The sequence below is a fragment of the Secundilactobacillus collinoides DSM 20515 = JCM 1123 genome, assembly GCF_001435975.1.
GTDB lineage: Bacteria > Bacillota > Bacilli > Lactobacillales > Lactobacillaceae > Secundilactobacillus > Secundilactobacillus collinoides.
The window spans coordinates 26,544-42,628 of the sequence record NZ_AYYR01000055.1; the positions used below are offsets into that span (position 1 = coordinate 26,544).

Here is a 16,085-nt window from a genome sequence, read left to right on the forward strand (position 1 = left end):
AAATTGCGTCACTTGACCGACTCAGTAAACACAGCAACATCGTATGCACCAAGTTGTACAATACTATTCGCCGTTTCGCCGGTAAGTACGTTTTGTAAGGGCTTCTGTAAATCAATTTCATGTGTTTCATGACTAAAATTAATGACGAAATAGTACCGAGCAACCTTATCTTCCCGAATTTGAATAGAAACAGCGCTGGTATTCTTCTCAATCGGTAATGCTAGTTTTAATTCCAGTTTTTCGTTCAGTTTGGTATAGAAATCTGTCAAAAAATCATCCGAAGCCCGAGCAGCAAGATAATAAGCCCGCCCTTTCCCGAGCTTGTTATCCGTAACCCCTGGTTGTCCTGCATAATAGTCCTCCTGATAAGTACCAACCACATTAGCTGTGTCAACCGTTATCAGTTCGTCATAGTCCCTTGTTTCGTAACGTTTATTAAACGCTTTAAGCGTGTTATGCTGCTTTGGATAAAGGGTATCTGTTTCTTCAAATTCAATGCCGTATGTTTTATGCAACGCTGCCGGCCATCCGCCAAGGTAAGCTAGATTATCTTTGTCGACGATACCCGTAATATACGTACCAACCAGCGTACCGCCCTGTTCAACATACGCTTGCAGTTTCGCAGCGAAAGTTTCACTCATCATAAAGTGCATCGGGTCGATCACTAATGTGTACGGTGTGAGGTCGTCAGCTGTCGACAACAGTTCCACCGGAATATCATTTTCCCAAAAATACCGATATTGGGCCTGAATCGTCCGCCAATATTTCTTTGTGCTATTCGCGTAGTTCCGCGAATCATCCAGCGCCCACATGTTGTCATAGTCATACACAATGGCGACCTTCGCCTGGCGATGTGGCAACTGTTTAGCAGCCTTCAATTGTTTCAGATTTTGTCCCAACTGGGCAACTTCTCTAAACTGGCGCGTCTGATCACTTAACTGATGTGTGATCACTGCACCATGGAACATCTCGGAAGCACCGCGAGATTGGTGTAACTGGAAGTAATTGACGGAATCGGAACCGTGGCTGATTTCCTGCAAAGCACCCATCCGCAGCATACCAGGTTTCTTAGGCCGATTAAACGGATGCCAATTGACCTGTGATGCCGTGCTTTCCATGATCAGATAATCTTGATGCTTCAAACTGCGCATAACATCATTCATCAGCGCCGTTTCCATTGCTAATCGTTCCGTGCTTTCGTAATCGTTAGCCCAGTTAGGATAGGAATCCCAGCTGACGATGTCGACATGTTGTGCGAATTTTTGATAATCTAAATCATAGTGGACATGTGATTCAGGTGGGTTTCCGCCCATAAAATTGGTTGTTATCGGAATATCTGGTGTAAGTTCGCGCAACGGTTTGATTTCTGCCTCGTAGAAATCAATCGTCCGATCGGTAATAAACCGTCGCCAGTCGAGGTTAAGTTCCAACACGTTTTGGTCGCCATTTGGCGCTGGTGAATGCACCTGATCCCAACTGGTGTAGGTATGGCTCCAAAAGTTTGCCCAGTAGGCATGGTTCAGATTATCAAGTGTTTGGTACTTGTCTTTGACCCAATCGCGGAAAGCAGCTTGGCAAAGGTCGCAGTAACATTCGCCACCAAACTCGTTAGAGATATGCCAGAGCAGTAAATTCTTTCTTTTACCGTATCGTTCGGCCAATTTGCGGTTAATGATGGCAACCTTTTCACGGTAGACTGGTGACGTATAACAGTGGTTATGCCGTTCGCCAAACAAGTTTCTGTCGCCGTTTTCATTAACGCGCAGCACTTCGGGATATTTATCAGCCAGCCATCGTGGTTTAGCACCACTTGGCGTCGCAAGGATTACCTTTGTATTTTGTGCCTCGGCTTTGTCAAAAATATCGTCAAGCCAGGAAAAATCAAATTTACCCTCTTCAGGTTCCAGCTTTGACCAAGAAAATACGCCTAAAGTTACGTTGTTAATGCTTGCTTCCTTGAAATAATTAAAATCTTGATCAAGAATGTCGGGACGGTCTAACCATTGTTCCGGGTTGTAATCGCCACCATGAAGAAATGAGTCTGTCTTTAAATCACGTGTCATTTGGATATCCCTTTCTCGGTATGCTTTTTTGAATCTAATCTATGACGGCTGCTGTACAGACAGTCGCTTGGATGGAACAATAATTGCTTTATTCATGAATTAATGTGTCGTGCGTTCCAGGAGGCGGGGAGGCTACTGAATTGTGCTCCGCACCCTAAAGCCCTCATGTCACTAGTTAACTAATGCACCTTTAGAATACCGTCATCTGGCCACTAATGAAAGCGCTTTAACGTGGTAAATTACTAAATATTGGTAAACGTTTGGTAAACGTCTTTACTTGTTTACCAAATTTGCAAAACACTACTTTAACAGTGTTTCAATTTGCCATGCTTGTGAATAATGATTATAATATGTAAAAAGTAAGCGTTTTAATTTGACGATGTTTAGTAATACGTATTTACTTATTTAAAGGAGGTCATAAAATGGCCACAATCCGAGAAATTGCCGCGAAAGCTGGGTTTTCTTCCGCAACGGTATCACGAATATTAAACGATGACGCAACGTTTTCAACTTCTGAAGTCACCCGTGCCAAGGTGTTAAAAATTGCCAGAGAGCTTAATTATCACCAACCCGTTAGACAGCATCAGCAGTTTAAAGTTGGGGTCTTCTTTTCTATTTCTCCTCAACAAGAACTGGAAGACAGCTACTATAGTGACGTGCGCCGCAGCCTGATTTTAGCAGCAGATGCGGCTGACATGCAGCTGTTGTTCTACCCGAAAGTAGAAGATGCACGGTACAAGACTATTGACGGCTATGTTGCAGTTGGCCATTTTAGCGTTGAAGATCTTGCCAGCATGCAACAATTCTCCGAAAATAATATTTTCATCGATGTGAATCCAAATCCCGACGCGTTTAATGCGATCCAGCCAAATTATGAGCACATGATTCATCGCGCCGTAAACGAATTTCAAAAGAAACATCTTAATCGGATCGGTTTTGTGGGTGCACGTTACTGGAATGCATATTTTCCAGCGGATCCACGAACCACTTATTTCGAAAGTTACATGCGATCACTGGGATTGTTTGACGAGAGTCTGATGTTTGTCGGCGAGAGCTTTTCAGTTAGCACCGGTTATAAAGTGGGGTTAAAAATCGTTGATTCGCTTAAGGACCATCCGTTGCCCCAGGGCTTCATCGTTTCATCGGACCCCCTGTCCGTTGGTTTGCTCCAAGCTTTCAATAAAAACAAGATTACAGTGCCGGATGATACCCAAATCATTAGTATCAATGACATCAGCATCGCGCAATTTGTTTCTCCGCCACTGACCACGTTCCGGATTGATACACATGAAATTGGTCGGCTGGCAATTGATATTTTAAAAGATACCATTCTGTTTCCTAATGCGTATAAACGAACGGTCGCCTTGAATTCAGAATTAATCTATCGTGATAGCTTTCCACGAATTGAAGATTAGTCTCGCTGAAAAGCAAAAAAGCGTCTCAGAATTCAGATTGAGAATTCTGAGACACTTTTTGTTTTGCGATGAAGAATGGTTTCTTTTGTAGTTAAGGAGCCGCTACACATCGAATCGCATTCAATTGATAGAAGTGAAAAGCTTGTTGCTATGTGTCAGCAGGTAACAAATACAACAACGAACTTCACATCCTACTTGTTAAGCCAGACCCGCATCTGACCATCTTCCCGGTTGGCCCAAGCATAGTAAGGGACTAAAGTCATATCGACCGTCTCACTCGTCTGGTCGCCATCTTCGGCATAGAGATCAGCATCCGTACTATCCAGTTCTACCTTGTCCGCACTAACTTTAACAACGCCGACACCGTTCAACAAATTAGCATCATAGGCATAGCTTGGCTTGGTCTTTGTATCGACTTCATAGCTCCAAAGCGGCGCCTTGTTATCAGCTTGTTCAGCAGCATAAACGATTGGACCGCGTTGGATAGCAACCTTGCCGAAGTCAGCACTGGCCCGGTTGTTGGCACGCATGAACTTCACACGCATATCCAATGATAGGTCAATGGTCACTGCCTTGCCCGTTACATCAAGGTAGATAAAACCATCTTCAACTGGCAGTGTCTTAACTTCGCCATCGATTTCTAAGCCAAATTTCTTGGACCAGCTTGGAATCCGAATTCCGAGCTTAAAGGCTTTGCCGTTCGGGTTTTTGACGTCATAGTGAATTTCACCGCTCCATGGGAAGTTGTTCGACTGGTTGATTGCAACTCCGTCAGAGAACTGCGCGTTGTTTGAAATAAACTGGTGAGACAAAATCGTATCATCCGTGACCGTGTACAGATACTGGTCAACAGAAGTAATCAGCCGTGCCAGATTAGCAGGACAGCAAGCGCAGCCGAACCAGTCGGCCCGGTGTGTCAGCACGTGTGACTTGCCGGGGTTGCCCTTGCTGGCAGCCGGATCAGCTTCCAACGGGTTCACGTAGAAGAAGTGTTTGCCGTCAAGTGCCATCCCACTGATAGCACCGTTGAACAATTCCTTTTCCAAAACGTCGGCGTATTCACCCTTAGCGCGGATATTCAACATTTGTTTTGCAAAGAAGGACATCCCAACCGAGGCACAAGTCTCACCATAATCGGTGTCGTTTGGCAGGTCATAATCATAGGTCACAGCTTCACCTGTAGTGGTCTGGCCGATGTTGCCTGTGATGTACATTTGTCGTTTAACAAGGTCGTTCCAGAACCGGTCACAGGCGGCTAATAGTGCTGCGTCACGGGTGTAACGCGCCACGTAAGCCATACCAGTGCAGAGATAAACTACCCGTACCGCGTGACCGTGAGGCACTTTCTGGTCAGCAATTGGTTCTGCAGCCAAATAGTATTCTCTTGGAAAATCACGCATGCCCGGAATCAAGTCACGATCCATACTGTCGCCATCTTCTTTGATTTGTTTTTCAAAGAATGCCGGGTCTTGACCACGCTGGTTCAAGAAGTAGTGTGCCAGATCAAGGTACTTCTGGTCGTCGGTCGCTTCATATAACCGCGCCAAAGCCAATTCAACTTCTGGGTGCCCATCATAGCCAGGAATTTTGCCTTCTTCAAGACCGAAATTCCGGTCGATACAGTCGGCCATCCGGGTAGCAATATCCAGTGCTTTTTGGTTCCCAGTTGCTTGGTAATAGGCAACGCCAGCTTCGATATAGTGGCCCATCGTATACAATTCATGGGATTGTTGCAGACGCTTGAACTTTCGCTCAGGTGCGTCGATTTGGAAGTACGTTGACAGATAACCGTCATCGTCCTGAGCTTTAGCAATCAGGTCAATCAAATTGTCGGTGATGGTTTTCAAATCATCGTTTGGATGGTAACTAAACGAATAGGCTGCGGCTTCCAGCCACTTGTAAACGTCGGTGTCTTGGAATGGGAACCCATAGTGGTGGCCTTCCATTTCGCCGGCAGCAATTTTTAAATTAGCAACCGCGTGACTATTCTTATCCTGACCGTTGTTTTGTGGATCGTCCGCAATCGCGATATCAGCTTCGTCGTTCATGACCTGCCATTGATAAGGCAGGACCTCTTTAACAACTAATTCTCGATAGCGTTTCCAAAAATCGGAAGTAATGTCTACGTGGTTTAACTTTGGTGTCGCGAAGACTTGCATTGAAAGTCCCTCTTTTCTCTTTTATGTCGATTATTCAGCAGTCTTTTCAGCTTCAGCATTCCGCTTTGCTAAATCTGCCTTAACAATTGGTTCATGCTTTTCCCACTTACGGTAAACAATCATCAAAATCAGACTGACTGCATAAATGATAACTGGTACCCAAACAAATGAGAACTTAATAGCTGACATACTTGCTGTTGTCTGGTGTGCCTTAGCGGCGGTAAACCCAGCAGCATTCATGATCATTGAAGCGATAAATGAACCGAACCCTGAACCCATTTGGATACAGAATGAAGCGCCGATGGCGGTTAAGAACCCGTTGGCACGGATATGGTTGCGCCATTCACCAAAGTCAACGGTATCACCGACCATGGCGAAGAACATCGTGCAGGCACTCCCTGAACCGATACATGCAATGCACCAACCGATCAGCGCAACAGTAACGTTTGAACCGGCAAACCCCATCCAGATTTGGCCAATCATGGTTAAGGCCAGCATAAACACTGTAGTGCCCCATTTATGCAGGTACTTAGCGAAGAATGGTACAGCAGCCATCCCAAGCACTTGAATGATTGAAAATCCATTGAAGAATGAAGTCAAGCTAGAATTACCCAAGTTATACTGGAAGTAATAAGGCAGCACCGAGTTACGCGCAGTATAAGCGGTCCAATAGATCAAGTTGGCTAACACGATAATGACCCATGGCCAGTTACCAGCAGCTGCCTTGAAACTTTCGCGAATCGTAATAATTTTATCTTCAGCAATGTTCTTTTCACGCATGTCGAAGAAGGCAACTATCAACAGGATGAACGCGATAATGGCGTATACCCCAACGGCTAATGACCAGCCGCGTTGTTGGTTACCATGACCCAGCAAACTGGCAAATGGCATGATGAAGGTAACGGCGAAGAAGTTACCAACGTTCCCAAGAACCAGCCGAATTGAGTTAGCTGACATCCGGTCATCAGAGTTTGAAGTCAAGTTTGGCAAAACTGAGGTGATAGGTGTCGACATGGCGGTATAGGACAGGTCGGCTAAGATGTAAGTAACGCCGGCGTATACGATTTTGGCAGTTCCGCTCAGAGCTGGTGTGGTAAAGAGCAACCAAACGAAAACGGCGAATGGGAGTGACATCCAGAGGAACCAAGGCCGGTTCTTCCCATACTTACTGTGGGTGTGGTCAACTAAGATCCCCATGACAGGTGCGCCGATGGCATCGAAGAAACGACCAACCAGTAGTAACGAACCGGCAGTCCCGACGCCTAACCCAAAGACATTGGTGAAGAAGTAAAGCATGTAGGAACTAATGATACAGTACAGCAAGTTCCCAGACATATCGGTGAAACCATAAGTAATTTTTCTGTGCCAAGGCAGACGGTCGTTGAGCAATTCGCTGGCAACGGCTGTATGCTGATCGGCATGATCAGTATTTGCGCTCATAATGTAAGCCTCCAACTTATAATTGAAAAAGCGTGACTCTTCTAAAAATATAGTGCTCACTTTGAAACAACTTGCTCGATTATTTACAATGCATGAATGCAGACGATTCCTGCATTCCCTCCAAATCCCGGGATGGATTTTTGCTTGCAACTATATAGTAAGCGTTTTCAAATTAACAAAAAAGGGCTATAATAGCAAAAAGGGTTACTATTTCCGACTTAACCATTGTAAGTTCTCCTTACAAATGTTAAATTCATACCGAAAAGGACGCTGATTAGATACCTTTTCGACAAATAGTGACCATTTCCGATATTAAAACCAATTGTCTATTTTGAACTTTTAGTGACGGTTTCCGACATCACAAAAAGGAGGTTATGATTGTGCTATTTTCTACATTTACGCTCTCCAAAACACTGCTCTTTTATAAAGGTGGCGAATTTAAAGACGAAGGGCCTTGGCAACATAAGGAGATGTTTCACAAGGGCGACTATGAACTTATCTTTTGTATAAACGAACCCCTCTACTTAGAGGTTGGTCAGCAACGATTCGTCCTTCATAAAAACGAGATCCTTATCGTGCCGCCATTTACCAAAATGGTGGGCTACAAGAAATCCACGAATATCGATTTTTACTGGCTGCATTTCTTTTCTCAGCAGCCTGAGCAATTGTTAAATGTGCAGGCGCAAGACCTTTTGCCTAACGTGCAGAATAAGGATACCGACCATACGGATAAGGAACTCTATCTGCCAATGGTATTTAAACTAGTGGACGCCGACCAGACAACGATTTTGATTCACCAGATTCTGTCGATTCATAATGAGCTCTCGTTTATCGAAGAGCGCGATTACTTGGTTTCGGCACTGATGATTCAACTGTACAATACGTATTGGCATAACTTCGATCCCGACAATGAAAGTTCACGGATCGATAACGTAAAGGAATGGATCCGCGCCAATATCACTAATGAGCTGACCGTGGCAGAAATTGCCGATAAGGTTCATCTCAACGCTGACTACCTCACGCGGTTGTTTAAGAAGTACACGGGTATGTCGACCTTGAAGTACCTCAACCATATCAAGATCGAAGTGGCCACACTGTTACTTATTCGGACTGAGATGTCCATAAAAGAAATCGCTTACAACTCCTACTTCAATGATCCGAAAGTCTTTATGCGTAAGTTCAAAGCGGAAATGGGACTTTCCCCTTCCGAATACCGTAAATGCAATAATTCAATCCATCTCAATAATCCTCATGTGGATCCGCAGATTCCGATTCCAAAACGAATTGCGGATTCCATCGACTATATTCCAGAAAACGGCAGTATACCAGAAACTTTACAACCATAGGAGGAACCACCATGAAACTATTTACCAAACACTTTGCCGGCCAATCCATCGTCTCCTGGGTGCTTCAGATCATTTTGATCTGGATCGCTTGGGCCGTTAAATCCGGCCAAATTGCAAATAACCTGACCACCATTTTTGGTGCCGGTTTTGTTCTCGTGTTGATCTACGTTAGCTTTTCTTTGGGTCGACGGGGAAATCGCGGCAAAGAATAGCCAGAAAAGCCTAAGCACGAAAGTAGCGTGCTTAGGCTTTTTTTATTTGGCAAAACATTTGTCCATCTTGAAATAGGATGACACCCTAAATCGAATTAGAAATAAACCGTGACCTAACCGATTTTCCGTGAAAACTTCTTGAAATCAAATAACTGATCAACTCGGGCATAGTAGTCATCCGGAATGGTCAGATCAATGGCCTTCAAATTATTCTCCAATTGCGAAGGCTTGCTGGCACCGGTAATCAAACTGGAGATGCGCGGATCACGTAACGCCCATGCTAGCGCAAAAGTTGCTAAATCGGTATTCAATTCATCGGCCATTTTAACAAGCGCTTCAACTTTGTCCAAATTATCATCGGTCAGCAACGCCTGAATCTGGTCCTGGTACGTTGCGCGTGAGCCAGCAGGGATCGGCTGTCCCTTGCGATACTTACCTGTCAGCAATCCCTGTGACAATGGTGAAAACGGCACAACACCTAACCCTAATTTCTGGCAAACATCCAACGACTCATGTTCAATGTATTGGTCAAACATGTTGTACTCCGGCTGAATAACGGCCATTGGATGCAACCCGCGTTCTTGAATGACCAGTTGTGCTTCCAGAATCTGAACTGGTGTCCATTCACTGACCCCATAGTATAAAATTTTGCCCTTATCGACGAGGTCGCTGAGCGTCTGTAAAGTTTCAGTCAATGGTGTTTCTGGGTCGAACCGGTGACAAAAATACAGGTCCAGATATTCAGTCTGCATATTGGTCAGTGACCGATCAATGGATTTGCTAATATGTTTGCGCGATAACCCGCGGTCGTTTGTCCCCTCCCCGACTGGAAAGAAGACCTTGCTGGATAAAATGAGTTCATGGCGCGGAAACTGCTTTAGCGTTTTACCAAGGAACCGCCCCGCCGCTGTATGCATCCGCACAGTCAAAGAAGTTTACGCCTTTCTCGTACGCGAGTTTGATACTCTGAGCAGCTAAAGCCTGTTTTCCCGTGTCGCTCACATCCGTCATCCAACTTCCAAGCGCGATTTCACTGACGCGGAGTCCTTGTTTGCCTAAATGCCGATATTTCATTGATCAAACTTCCTACCTATTTAAAACGGTGACGTTTAACTCATTCATGCACGCACCAAAAACCGATTGATTTTTCGCCCTTGCATATCATCGATTAAACCAATCTTAGTGCTTTTGTTCATGATATTCTACTCGTTTTCAAGGCTAACCGCGGTATCACAGACAGTGACCGTCGCACTCCCCAACCCGCATTCTGTCACACACTGTATCAAAAGGACTCCGGAGAAATTCCCCGGAGTCCATCAAGAAAATGAAAGTGTTTAACTCATATTTATGAAACAAATGCTAATTCATCGTTTGCGGCAATGAGTTACTGTTTTTGCGATGCTTCAACTTCACCGGCTTGAACAGGATCTTCCTTAGTCAAGAAGATAGCGGCGATAATCGTAGCAACGGCAACAATGGCACCCAAGATGAAGTATGTGTGTTGGAAACCAATTGAGTCGTACAAATTACCGGCAACAGTTGAAAAGATGAAGACGGATATTTGCTTAGCAAAGTTCGATGCTAAGGCGTAAACGGTAGCGTAGACACGGATATCGAAGGCACCAGCGATGTACTTCATAATTGAAGTCAAGACCAAAGGCATTTCGAAACCGGCTAACAAACGAAGGATAACGACCCAAGCAACGCTAGGTGAAAGGGCAGAACCGACGATCCGGATACATAGAATAACACCATAAGCAATCAAACCATTACGTGAACCGATCTTGTTGATCAACCAAGGCATTGGGAACATCAGTAAGAATTCCAATGCAATTTGGCCAGTGGTCATGTAACTGTATGCTGTCGTACCAGCGGCAGCTGTGTGGAAGAATGTCTTGAAGAAGATGATGAATTGTTGGTCGAACACATCGTACAAAGCAGAAGTCCCAATGTAGAAGATCGACAGGATCCAGAAGTTACGAATTCTGAAAATTTGACCAATTAAGCTCCAGTCAAGTGAACCGGTAGTATCACCAGCAGCAGCAGCGTTTTCCATGTGGATCTTATCACTAAACAGTACAGTAAAACTTAAGACAACACCCATTACGGTACATGCCCAGAAGATTGAGTTTGGTGACCAGAGGAATAACTTCCCACCTAAGAAGGAAGCACAGGCGCCGGCTAATGAACCACCCATCCGTGAGTGCGCATATTCGAAACCGTTGGCAAGACTGGCACGTTGAACGTATTGTTCAATAACAGAAACACCACCGTTGAAGACGAAACTTAAGAAAATACCAGTAACGACAGCAACTAAGGCTGCGTTAATGTGTACCAGCGGAATAAACAACCACTGGAAGTACGGTCCAATTAAGATTGAAGCAATTGAAATCGTCGCCAGTAAATTCTTTTTGAAGACCAATCGATCTGAAATAACACCGAAGATTGGTTGGAAAATCAATGACATGAAGGCCATCATTGAGAAGACGAACCCAGCTGTAGTCCCATCCAAATGACCTTGTTGTTCCATCCAAAGGGTTAAATACCCGTTAATAATTTGCCACTGGAAGAAGTAGGTAAAGTGGGTAACGGGGAAGCCCCAGAAGTCCTTCTTTTTATTTTGAGCAGTATCCAAATTAATTCACTCCGTTTCTATTTTGTGTAACATGCGTTATAGAACGCTTTCAATTTAAATCTAATGTCTAGTCGTAGTTATAAGGAACAGGTTTTCCAAAGTTTGGCGTGCCATCGTCGTTCCAAGTAAACGGCTGCACCTTTGTATGACGGTTTGGATCGTACAATGGGTCACCTTTGATCTCGGTGTAATCGCGGCAGTGGTATACCATAATGTCGGTTTTGCCATCTTCAGCGACCGTAAACGAGTTATGACCTGGGCCATATTGATGGGTTGCTAAATCGCTCTTGAAAACGGGTTCCTTCGATTTTGACCAGTTGGAAGCATCAAGTAAGTCAACGTCGTCCTTGACAGTCAGCATACCCATGGCGTAGTTCTCATCGGTAGCGCTTGCAGAATAAGTTAAGAAGTAACGACCGTTGCGGTGAATAATAGCTGGTCCTTCGTTAACCCAGAATCCAATGATTTCCCAATCAAATTCTGGTTTGGACAACATCACAGGCTTTGTCTTGAGTGTCCAAGGATTTTCCATTTCAGCAATGTATAAGTTGGAATTACCGCGAATGGCCTTATCTTTCTGGGCCCAAACGTAATAGAGTTTGTCGTTAGCTTCAAAGCAAGTGGCATCCAAGCAGAACGTATCCTTGTCGGTAACGACTTGGCCGTGTTCGAACCAGTTGTCTTCGCTTTCCATTGGGTTTTCAGCATCGCATTCAATACAGAACATACGGTGCTGGAACATTCCGTTTTCATCTAATGCCGTGGTTTCAGCAGCTGCGAAATAGACAAACCATTTGCCATCAATATAGTGCAGTTCCGGCGCCCAAATCAGCTGACTCATGGGACCGCTTTCATGTTTACGCCAAATCGTTCTTGGTGCAGCATGTGCTAGGCCGGCTAATGTTTTAGCTCGACGGATTTCAATCAAGTTATAGGCTGGCACTGAAGCTGTGAAATAGTAGTAACCATCAGTGTGTTTGTAGATATATGGATCTGCTCGTTGAACGATGAGCGGATTGATATATTGATTTGTGTTCGCCATGTTTTACGATCTCCTTAAGACTTTTATCGCTACGTAGCTTATTCCTCTTGTGCACGTTTCTATAGTAAAATGAGTGGAAAGCGATTACAATATGCTTTTAGATGTTTTAACGTGTTTTTTTGATTTTAAGCAATATTTTTATTGCTAATAAAGCAATTGCAGAAGCATTTATTGCGAACAAAACACAAAAACACTAATTTTATACTGATGAATTAGAAATTCTAAAAATAATTTATTGAATAAATCAAGGAAAAATTAATAACTTGTAGCGCCATTAAATCGCCTCATAATTTGAATATTGCAATGACAAATTTCGAAATAATACTGTTATATCAACTTATAACGTGATAATTGATTATTGTTTCACAGATGCGAATGCACGTAATTAATAGGTCACATGAATTTTCATAGTATTTTGAAACTATTTTGATCTCATTGTTTAAAACCAACAAAAACATTGGTAAAATAGACTTGTACAGTTAAATGTTCATGAAAAGGCACTATATTTATTGTTCATCAATTAACAATCAACCTTATCATTGGAGGCATGACTCATGGAAGCTGATATCTCACAAAGTTCCCTTCCCGTTTATAAGGCCCTTGCTAGCCCCGTTCGATTGCGTATCATTCAAAAACTCTCTGCTCGTAAAATGAGCGTGCGGGAATTATCGGATGATTTGGGGCTAAGCGGTACCATCGTTCTACAGCATCTCAACAAACTTGCTGATGCCGGTATTATTAAGTTCGAACGAATCGGTCATAATAAGGTCTCCCGGTTGACAGTGGACAACATCAACGTTCATTTTCCACAGACCATCTACCCAGAGTTTGAATCCTATAAGACCGAAGTTCCAGTTGGTCACTTCACAAATTTTTCCGTCAAACCCTCCTGTGGTCTGGCCGGAAAAACGGACTATATTGGTAAAGTAGATAACCCCGCCTACTTCATGGACCCTGACCGGATCTCAGCTGGCATGGTTTGGTGGTGTAACGGCTTCGTTGAATATCAATTTCCAAACTATTTGACTAAGAAAAACAACGTGGAGATGCTGGATCTGGCCATGGAACTAGGCTCCGAATTTCCCTTTTCTAACAACGTATGGCCCTCCGACATCACGTTCTACATTAATGGGACAGAAGTCGGCACTTGGACCGCTCCTGGCGATTTTTCGGACACTCGTGGCAAGTACACGCCGGAATGGGTCCCTGATAACGTCAACCAGTATGGCATTCTCAAAACGTTACGGTTGACCCACGACGGCAGCTTTCTGGATGGCCAGCCATTTACGGACGTAAAGCTCGAAGACATCGATACGAGCCGAGAAACCTTCGCGGTACGGTTCGGCATCAAGAAAAATGCCAAAAACAACGGTGGCTGCACGATTTTTGGCCGGGGGTTCGGGAACTATAATCAGGATATTGAAATGAAATTGTTTTATAGCTAAAACAGCAAATTCAGTGACTCTCACTGATCAAACAAGCAACCAAGTTCTTAAGAATATAAGAACTTGGTTGCTTGTTTGTTTTTGAAATTAACATGGCTTATTTGGAACCTAATAAGCGCCATTCTTTTTGAACAGCTTCATGGTGTATGACCACTTTTGGATAAAACGGCTAACTTGTATTGCAAGAAAGCCTCCAAATGGGCCAATTGGCATCTGCAATTACAACCGAAAAAAACTGTTATCCATCAAAAACACTAACACTGATAAATCGTTCCTCATTATGCCCATTCCAATTCAATTCGGCACATAAATGAAAACCACCATTGAAAGTCGTGCGGTCAAGGCCGGTTCCTCTGCAAACTAGTGTGTCGATGCTTAACAGACGGGTACACCGTGCACTTGGTGAGTACCATGCAGCAATTTGGCACAGCATTCCTTCGTTGATAGACAGCGTCAGGTAATCGATTAATTTAAAAGAAAAAACGCCCGCGGGTTGGGCGACCGCGGGCGTTTTTTTCAGAAAGAGTTTGAAACAAGCGATTACTTGATGTTGATCAAGTGCAGGTTAACCATGTTAGTAAAGTCTTCTACCTGTTGGGCAGTAACGCCAAATGAGAAGACAGTGTGGTGACCGCCGCCATTTTGGATCCATTGAGTAGCGCCTTCCTTGAGGCCAGCCTTAGGAGTCCAGAGTTGCTTAGCAACGGGCAGTTTTGGCGTTTCGTCAGCTTTGTTAGCGTTGACTTCATACATAATCATCCGGTATTCGTCACCGAAGTCAGCCAAGGTAACATCAATAGCATCGCCTTCGTCACCGGTGAAGACCAAACGTGCAGGGTCTTCCTTGCCACCGATGTCCAATGGGTGAACTTCGATCTTTGGCTTGTCAGAAGCTAAAGTTGGGTCAACTTCCAGCATATGTGAGCCGAGAATGGCTTCGTGTCCTTTACGTAAATCAAGCGTGTAGTCTTCCATGAAGGCAGTCCGCTTGTTGTGGCTGATGATCTTCATCAAACGATCCAAAGCAGCGGTCTTCCAGTCACCTTCACCGGCGAACCCATAGCCTTCAGCCATCAATAATTGCGTAGCTAAACCAGGTAATTCCTTCATGCCGTACAAGTCTTCGAAGTTATCTGAGAAGGCAGTGTAACCGTGAGCATCCATAAACCGCTTCAAACCGAAGTATTCGCGAATCTGGTACTTCACGTGGTCTTCAAAGAAGGCTTCGTCGTTGTCGCCGGCACTTGGGTTCATCGTGTATTCCTTAGCTAATTCGGCGTACTTCTTGTCGATATCAGCATCGGTCACCTTGTTCATTTCTTCAACTAAATCACCAACGGCGTAGTAGTCTGCGGTCCAACCAAGTTGAATTTGGGCTTCAATCTTGTCACCGTCAGTAACAGCAACGTTACGCATCTTGTCACCAAACAAAACAACCTTGAGCTTGAATGATTCGTTGTAGGCAACAGCAACGTCTTGCCAGTCAGCAATTTCTTGTTGCGTTTCTTCATCGCCCCACCAGCCGTAAACGACTTTGTTGTTCATCCGAAGACGGGCGTTGATAAAGCCGTATTCACGGTCACCATGAGCAGATTGGTTCAAGTTCATGTAGTCCATGTCAATGCTGTCGTATGGGATGTAGTTCAAGTATTGGGTAGCCAAGTGCAACAATGGTTTTTGTAACAATTGTGTCCCACGGATCCACATCTTAGCTGGACTGAAGGTATGCATCCAAGTGATGACGCCGGCAACGGAATCGTCATGGTTAGCATCCTTCATCAGTTTAGTGATGTTGTCAGCAGTGGTTGCAGTCAGTTTGAATTCGATTGGGTAAGGCAGGTTACCTGAGGCGTTTAACTTGGCAACGATGTCCTTAGCATCGTTTTCAACGGACTTTAATTGTTCGTCCCCGTATAAGAATTGGCTACCTGTAACGAACCAAAATTTGTAATCTGGTGTTTCAATCATGATAGAAATCTCCTTTTTGTTTAGTGGTTTAAATTAAGAACGCGTTGCGTGATCTTTTGAATGGGCGTTGTTTTGACCATAGTAAGCGTTGGCACCATGCTTACGGTAATAGTGCTTGTCCAACAGGTACTGTGGCAATTCTGAACTCTGGTGCGTAAGTTCCATGGTGTGGAAGTCTTCTTCGGCAACCACTTCAAGCACCTTAGAGTTGTAAACAGCCTTGGCAGGTGTTGGCCCCCAAGCAAACGGACCGTGTTGGCTGACGAGGGCTGCTGGAACAGCTTCGTAATCGAGCCCACGTTCGTTAAAGGTCTTCACAATGGTTTTACCCGTGTTGCCTTCATAATCTTCTTCAATTTC

The 16,085-nt window shown here is 44.3% G+C and carries 13 protein-coding genes; 4 read left to right on the top strand and 9 right to left on the bottom strand.

Annotated features, from left to right (window positions below; all coding sequences use genetic code 11):
* Positions 1-8: 8 nt before the first annotated feature.
* Positions 9-2,063, bottom strand: coding sequence for a beta-galactosidase (locus tag FC82_RS10360; RefSeq protein WP_056996949.1), 2,055 nt, complete (start codon positions 2,061-2,063; stop codon positions 9-11).
* A gap of 422 nt (positions 2,064-2,485) precedes the next feature.
* On the opposite strand from FC82_RS10360, the gene FC82_RS10365 reads away from it, so the two are divergent.
* A complete protein-coding gene (locus FC82_RS10365) occupies positions 2,486-3,478 on the top strand; it encodes a LacI family DNA-binding transcriptional regulator (protein WP_056996950.1) in 993 nt (330 codons plus the stop codon).
* 191 nt (positions 3,479-3,669) lie between these two features.
* On the opposite strand, the gene FC82_RS10370 is transcribed toward FC82_RS10365, so the two are convergent.
* A complete protein-coding gene (locus FC82_RS10370) occupies positions 3,670-5,637 on the bottom strand; it encodes a glycoside hydrolase family 127 protein (RefSeq protein ID WP_056996951.1) in 1,968 nt (655 codons plus the stop codon).
* A gap of 30 nt (positions 5,638-5,667) precedes the next feature.
* Positions 5,668-7,077 (bottom strand): MFS transporter, encoded by a 1,410-nt coding sequence (locus tag FC82_RS10375; protein ID WP_056996952.1) that lies wholly within the window; start codon positions 7,075-7,077, stop codon positions 5,668-5,670.
* A gap of 374 nt (positions 7,078-7,451) precedes the next feature.
* Here FC82_RS10375 and FC82_RS10380 point away from each other — a divergent pair, with 374 nt between their 5' ends.
* Complete coding sequence (locus tag FC82_RS10380) at positions 7,452-8,423, top strand: AraC family transcriptional regulator (protein WP_235809216.1); 972 nt, start codon at positions 7,452-7,454, stop codon at positions 8,421-8,423.
* A gap of 11 nt (positions 8,424-8,434) precedes the next feature.
* A complete protein-coding gene (locus FC82_RS10385) occupies positions 8,435-8,635 on the top strand; it encodes a hypothetical protein (RefSeq protein WP_054759507.1) in 201 nt (66 codons plus the stop codon).
* Positions 8,636-8,748: 113 nt separating this feature from the next.
* Here the strand turns inward: FC82_RS10385 and FC82_RS10390 are convergent, their stop codons facing one another.
* The 4 genes from FC82_RS10390 to FC82_RS10400 form a co-directional block, all read right to left on the bottom strand.
* Positions 8,749-9,552 (bottom strand): aldo/keto reductase, encoded by an 804-nt coding sequence (locus FC82_RS10390; RefSeq protein ID WP_235809217.1) that lies wholly within the window; start codon positions 9,550-9,552, stop codon positions 8,749-8,751.
* Positions 9,521-9,709: a hypothetical protein gene (locus tag FC82_RS17190; RefSeq protein WP_235809218.1), complete on the bottom strand. Its 189-nt coding sequence runs from the start codon at positions 9,707-9,709 to the stop codon at positions 9,521-9,523. The genes FC82_RS10390 and FC82_RS17190 overlap by 32 nt, the downstream gene beginning before the upstream one ends.
* A 310-nt stretch (positions 9,710-10,019) precedes the next feature.
* A complete protein-coding gene (locus tag FC82_RS10395) occupies positions 10,020-11,270 on the bottom strand; it encodes an oligosaccharide MFS transporter (protein ID WP_054759505.1) in 1,251 nt (416 codons plus the stop codon).
* Positions 11,271-11,337: 67 nt separating this feature from the next.
* Complete coding sequence (locus tag FC82_RS10400) at positions 11,338-12,312, bottom strand: glycoside hydrolase family 43 protein (RefSeq protein WP_054759503.1); 975 nt, start codon at positions 12,310-12,312, stop codon at positions 11,338-11,340.
* 554 nt (positions 12,313-12,866) lie between these two features.
* Between FC82_RS10400 and FC82_RS10405 the strand changes: the two genes are divergently transcribed.
* Entirely contained in the window at positions 12,867-13,757 is an 891-nt protein-coding gene (locus tag FC82_RS10405) for an ArsR/SmtB family transcription factor (protein WP_054759501.1), read from the top strand.
* A gap of 540 nt (positions 13,758-14,297) precedes the next feature.
* Here the strand turns inward: FC82_RS10405 and araA are convergent.
* Positions 14,298-15,725, bottom strand: a complete 1,428-nt coding sequence (araA, locus tag FC82_RS10410; protein WP_056996953.1) for an L-arabinose isomerase — start codon at positions 15,723-15,725, stop codon at positions 14,298-14,300.
* Positions 15,726-15,758: 33 nt separating this feature from the next.
* On the bottom strand, positions 15,759-16,085 hold a 327-nt coding region (locus FC82_RS10415; RefSeq protein ID WP_191982807.1), incomplete at its 5' end, for a class II aldolase/adducin family protein.

Excerpts from the sequence above, each read along its gene's own strand:
- araA (WP_056996953.1), bottom strand. The coding sequence starts at position 15,725 with ATGATTGAAACACCAGATTACAAATTTTGGTTCGTTACAGGTAGCCAA.
- FC82_RS10405 (WP_054759501.1), top strand. The coding sequence starts at position 12,867 with ATGGAAGCTGATATCTCACAAAGTTCCCTTCCCGTTTATAAGGCCCTT.
- FC82_RS10370 (WP_056996951.1), bottom strand. The coding sequence starts at position 5,637 with ATGCAAGTCTTCGCGACACCAAAGTTAAACCACGTAGACATTACTTCC.
- FC82_RS10360 (WP_056996949.1), bottom strand. The coding sequence starts at position 2,063 with ATGACACGTGATTTAAAGACAGACTCATTTCTTCATGGTGGCGATTAC.
- FC82_RS10390 (WP_235809217.1), bottom strand. The coding sequence starts at position 9,552 with ATGCATACAGCGGCGGGGCGGTTCCTTGGTAAAACGCTAAAGCAGTTT.
- FC82_RS10400 (WP_054759503.1), bottom strand. The coding sequence starts at position 12,312 with ATGGCGAACACAAATCAATATATCAATCCGCTCATCGTTCAACGAGCA.
- FC82_RS10365 (WP_056996950.1), top strand. The coding sequence starts at position 2,486 with ATGGCCACAATCCGAGAAATTGCCGCGAAAGCTGGGTTTTCTTCCGCA.
- FC82_RS10380 (WP_235809216.1), top strand. The coding sequence starts at position 7,452 with ATGATTGTGCTATTTTCTACATTTACGCTCTCCAAAACACTGCTCTTT.
- FC82_RS10385 (WP_054759507.1), top strand. The coding sequence starts at position 8,435 with ATGAAACTATTTACCAAACACTTTGCCGGCCAATCCATCGTCTCCTGG.
- FC82_RS10375 (WP_056996952.1), bottom strand. The coding sequence starts at position 7,077 with ATGAGCGCAAATACTGATCATGCCGATCAGCATACAGCCGTTGCCAGC.
- FC82_RS17190 (WP_235809218.1), bottom strand. The coding sequence starts at position 9,709 with ATGAAATATCGGCATTTAGGCAAACAAGGACTCCGCGTCAGTGAAATC.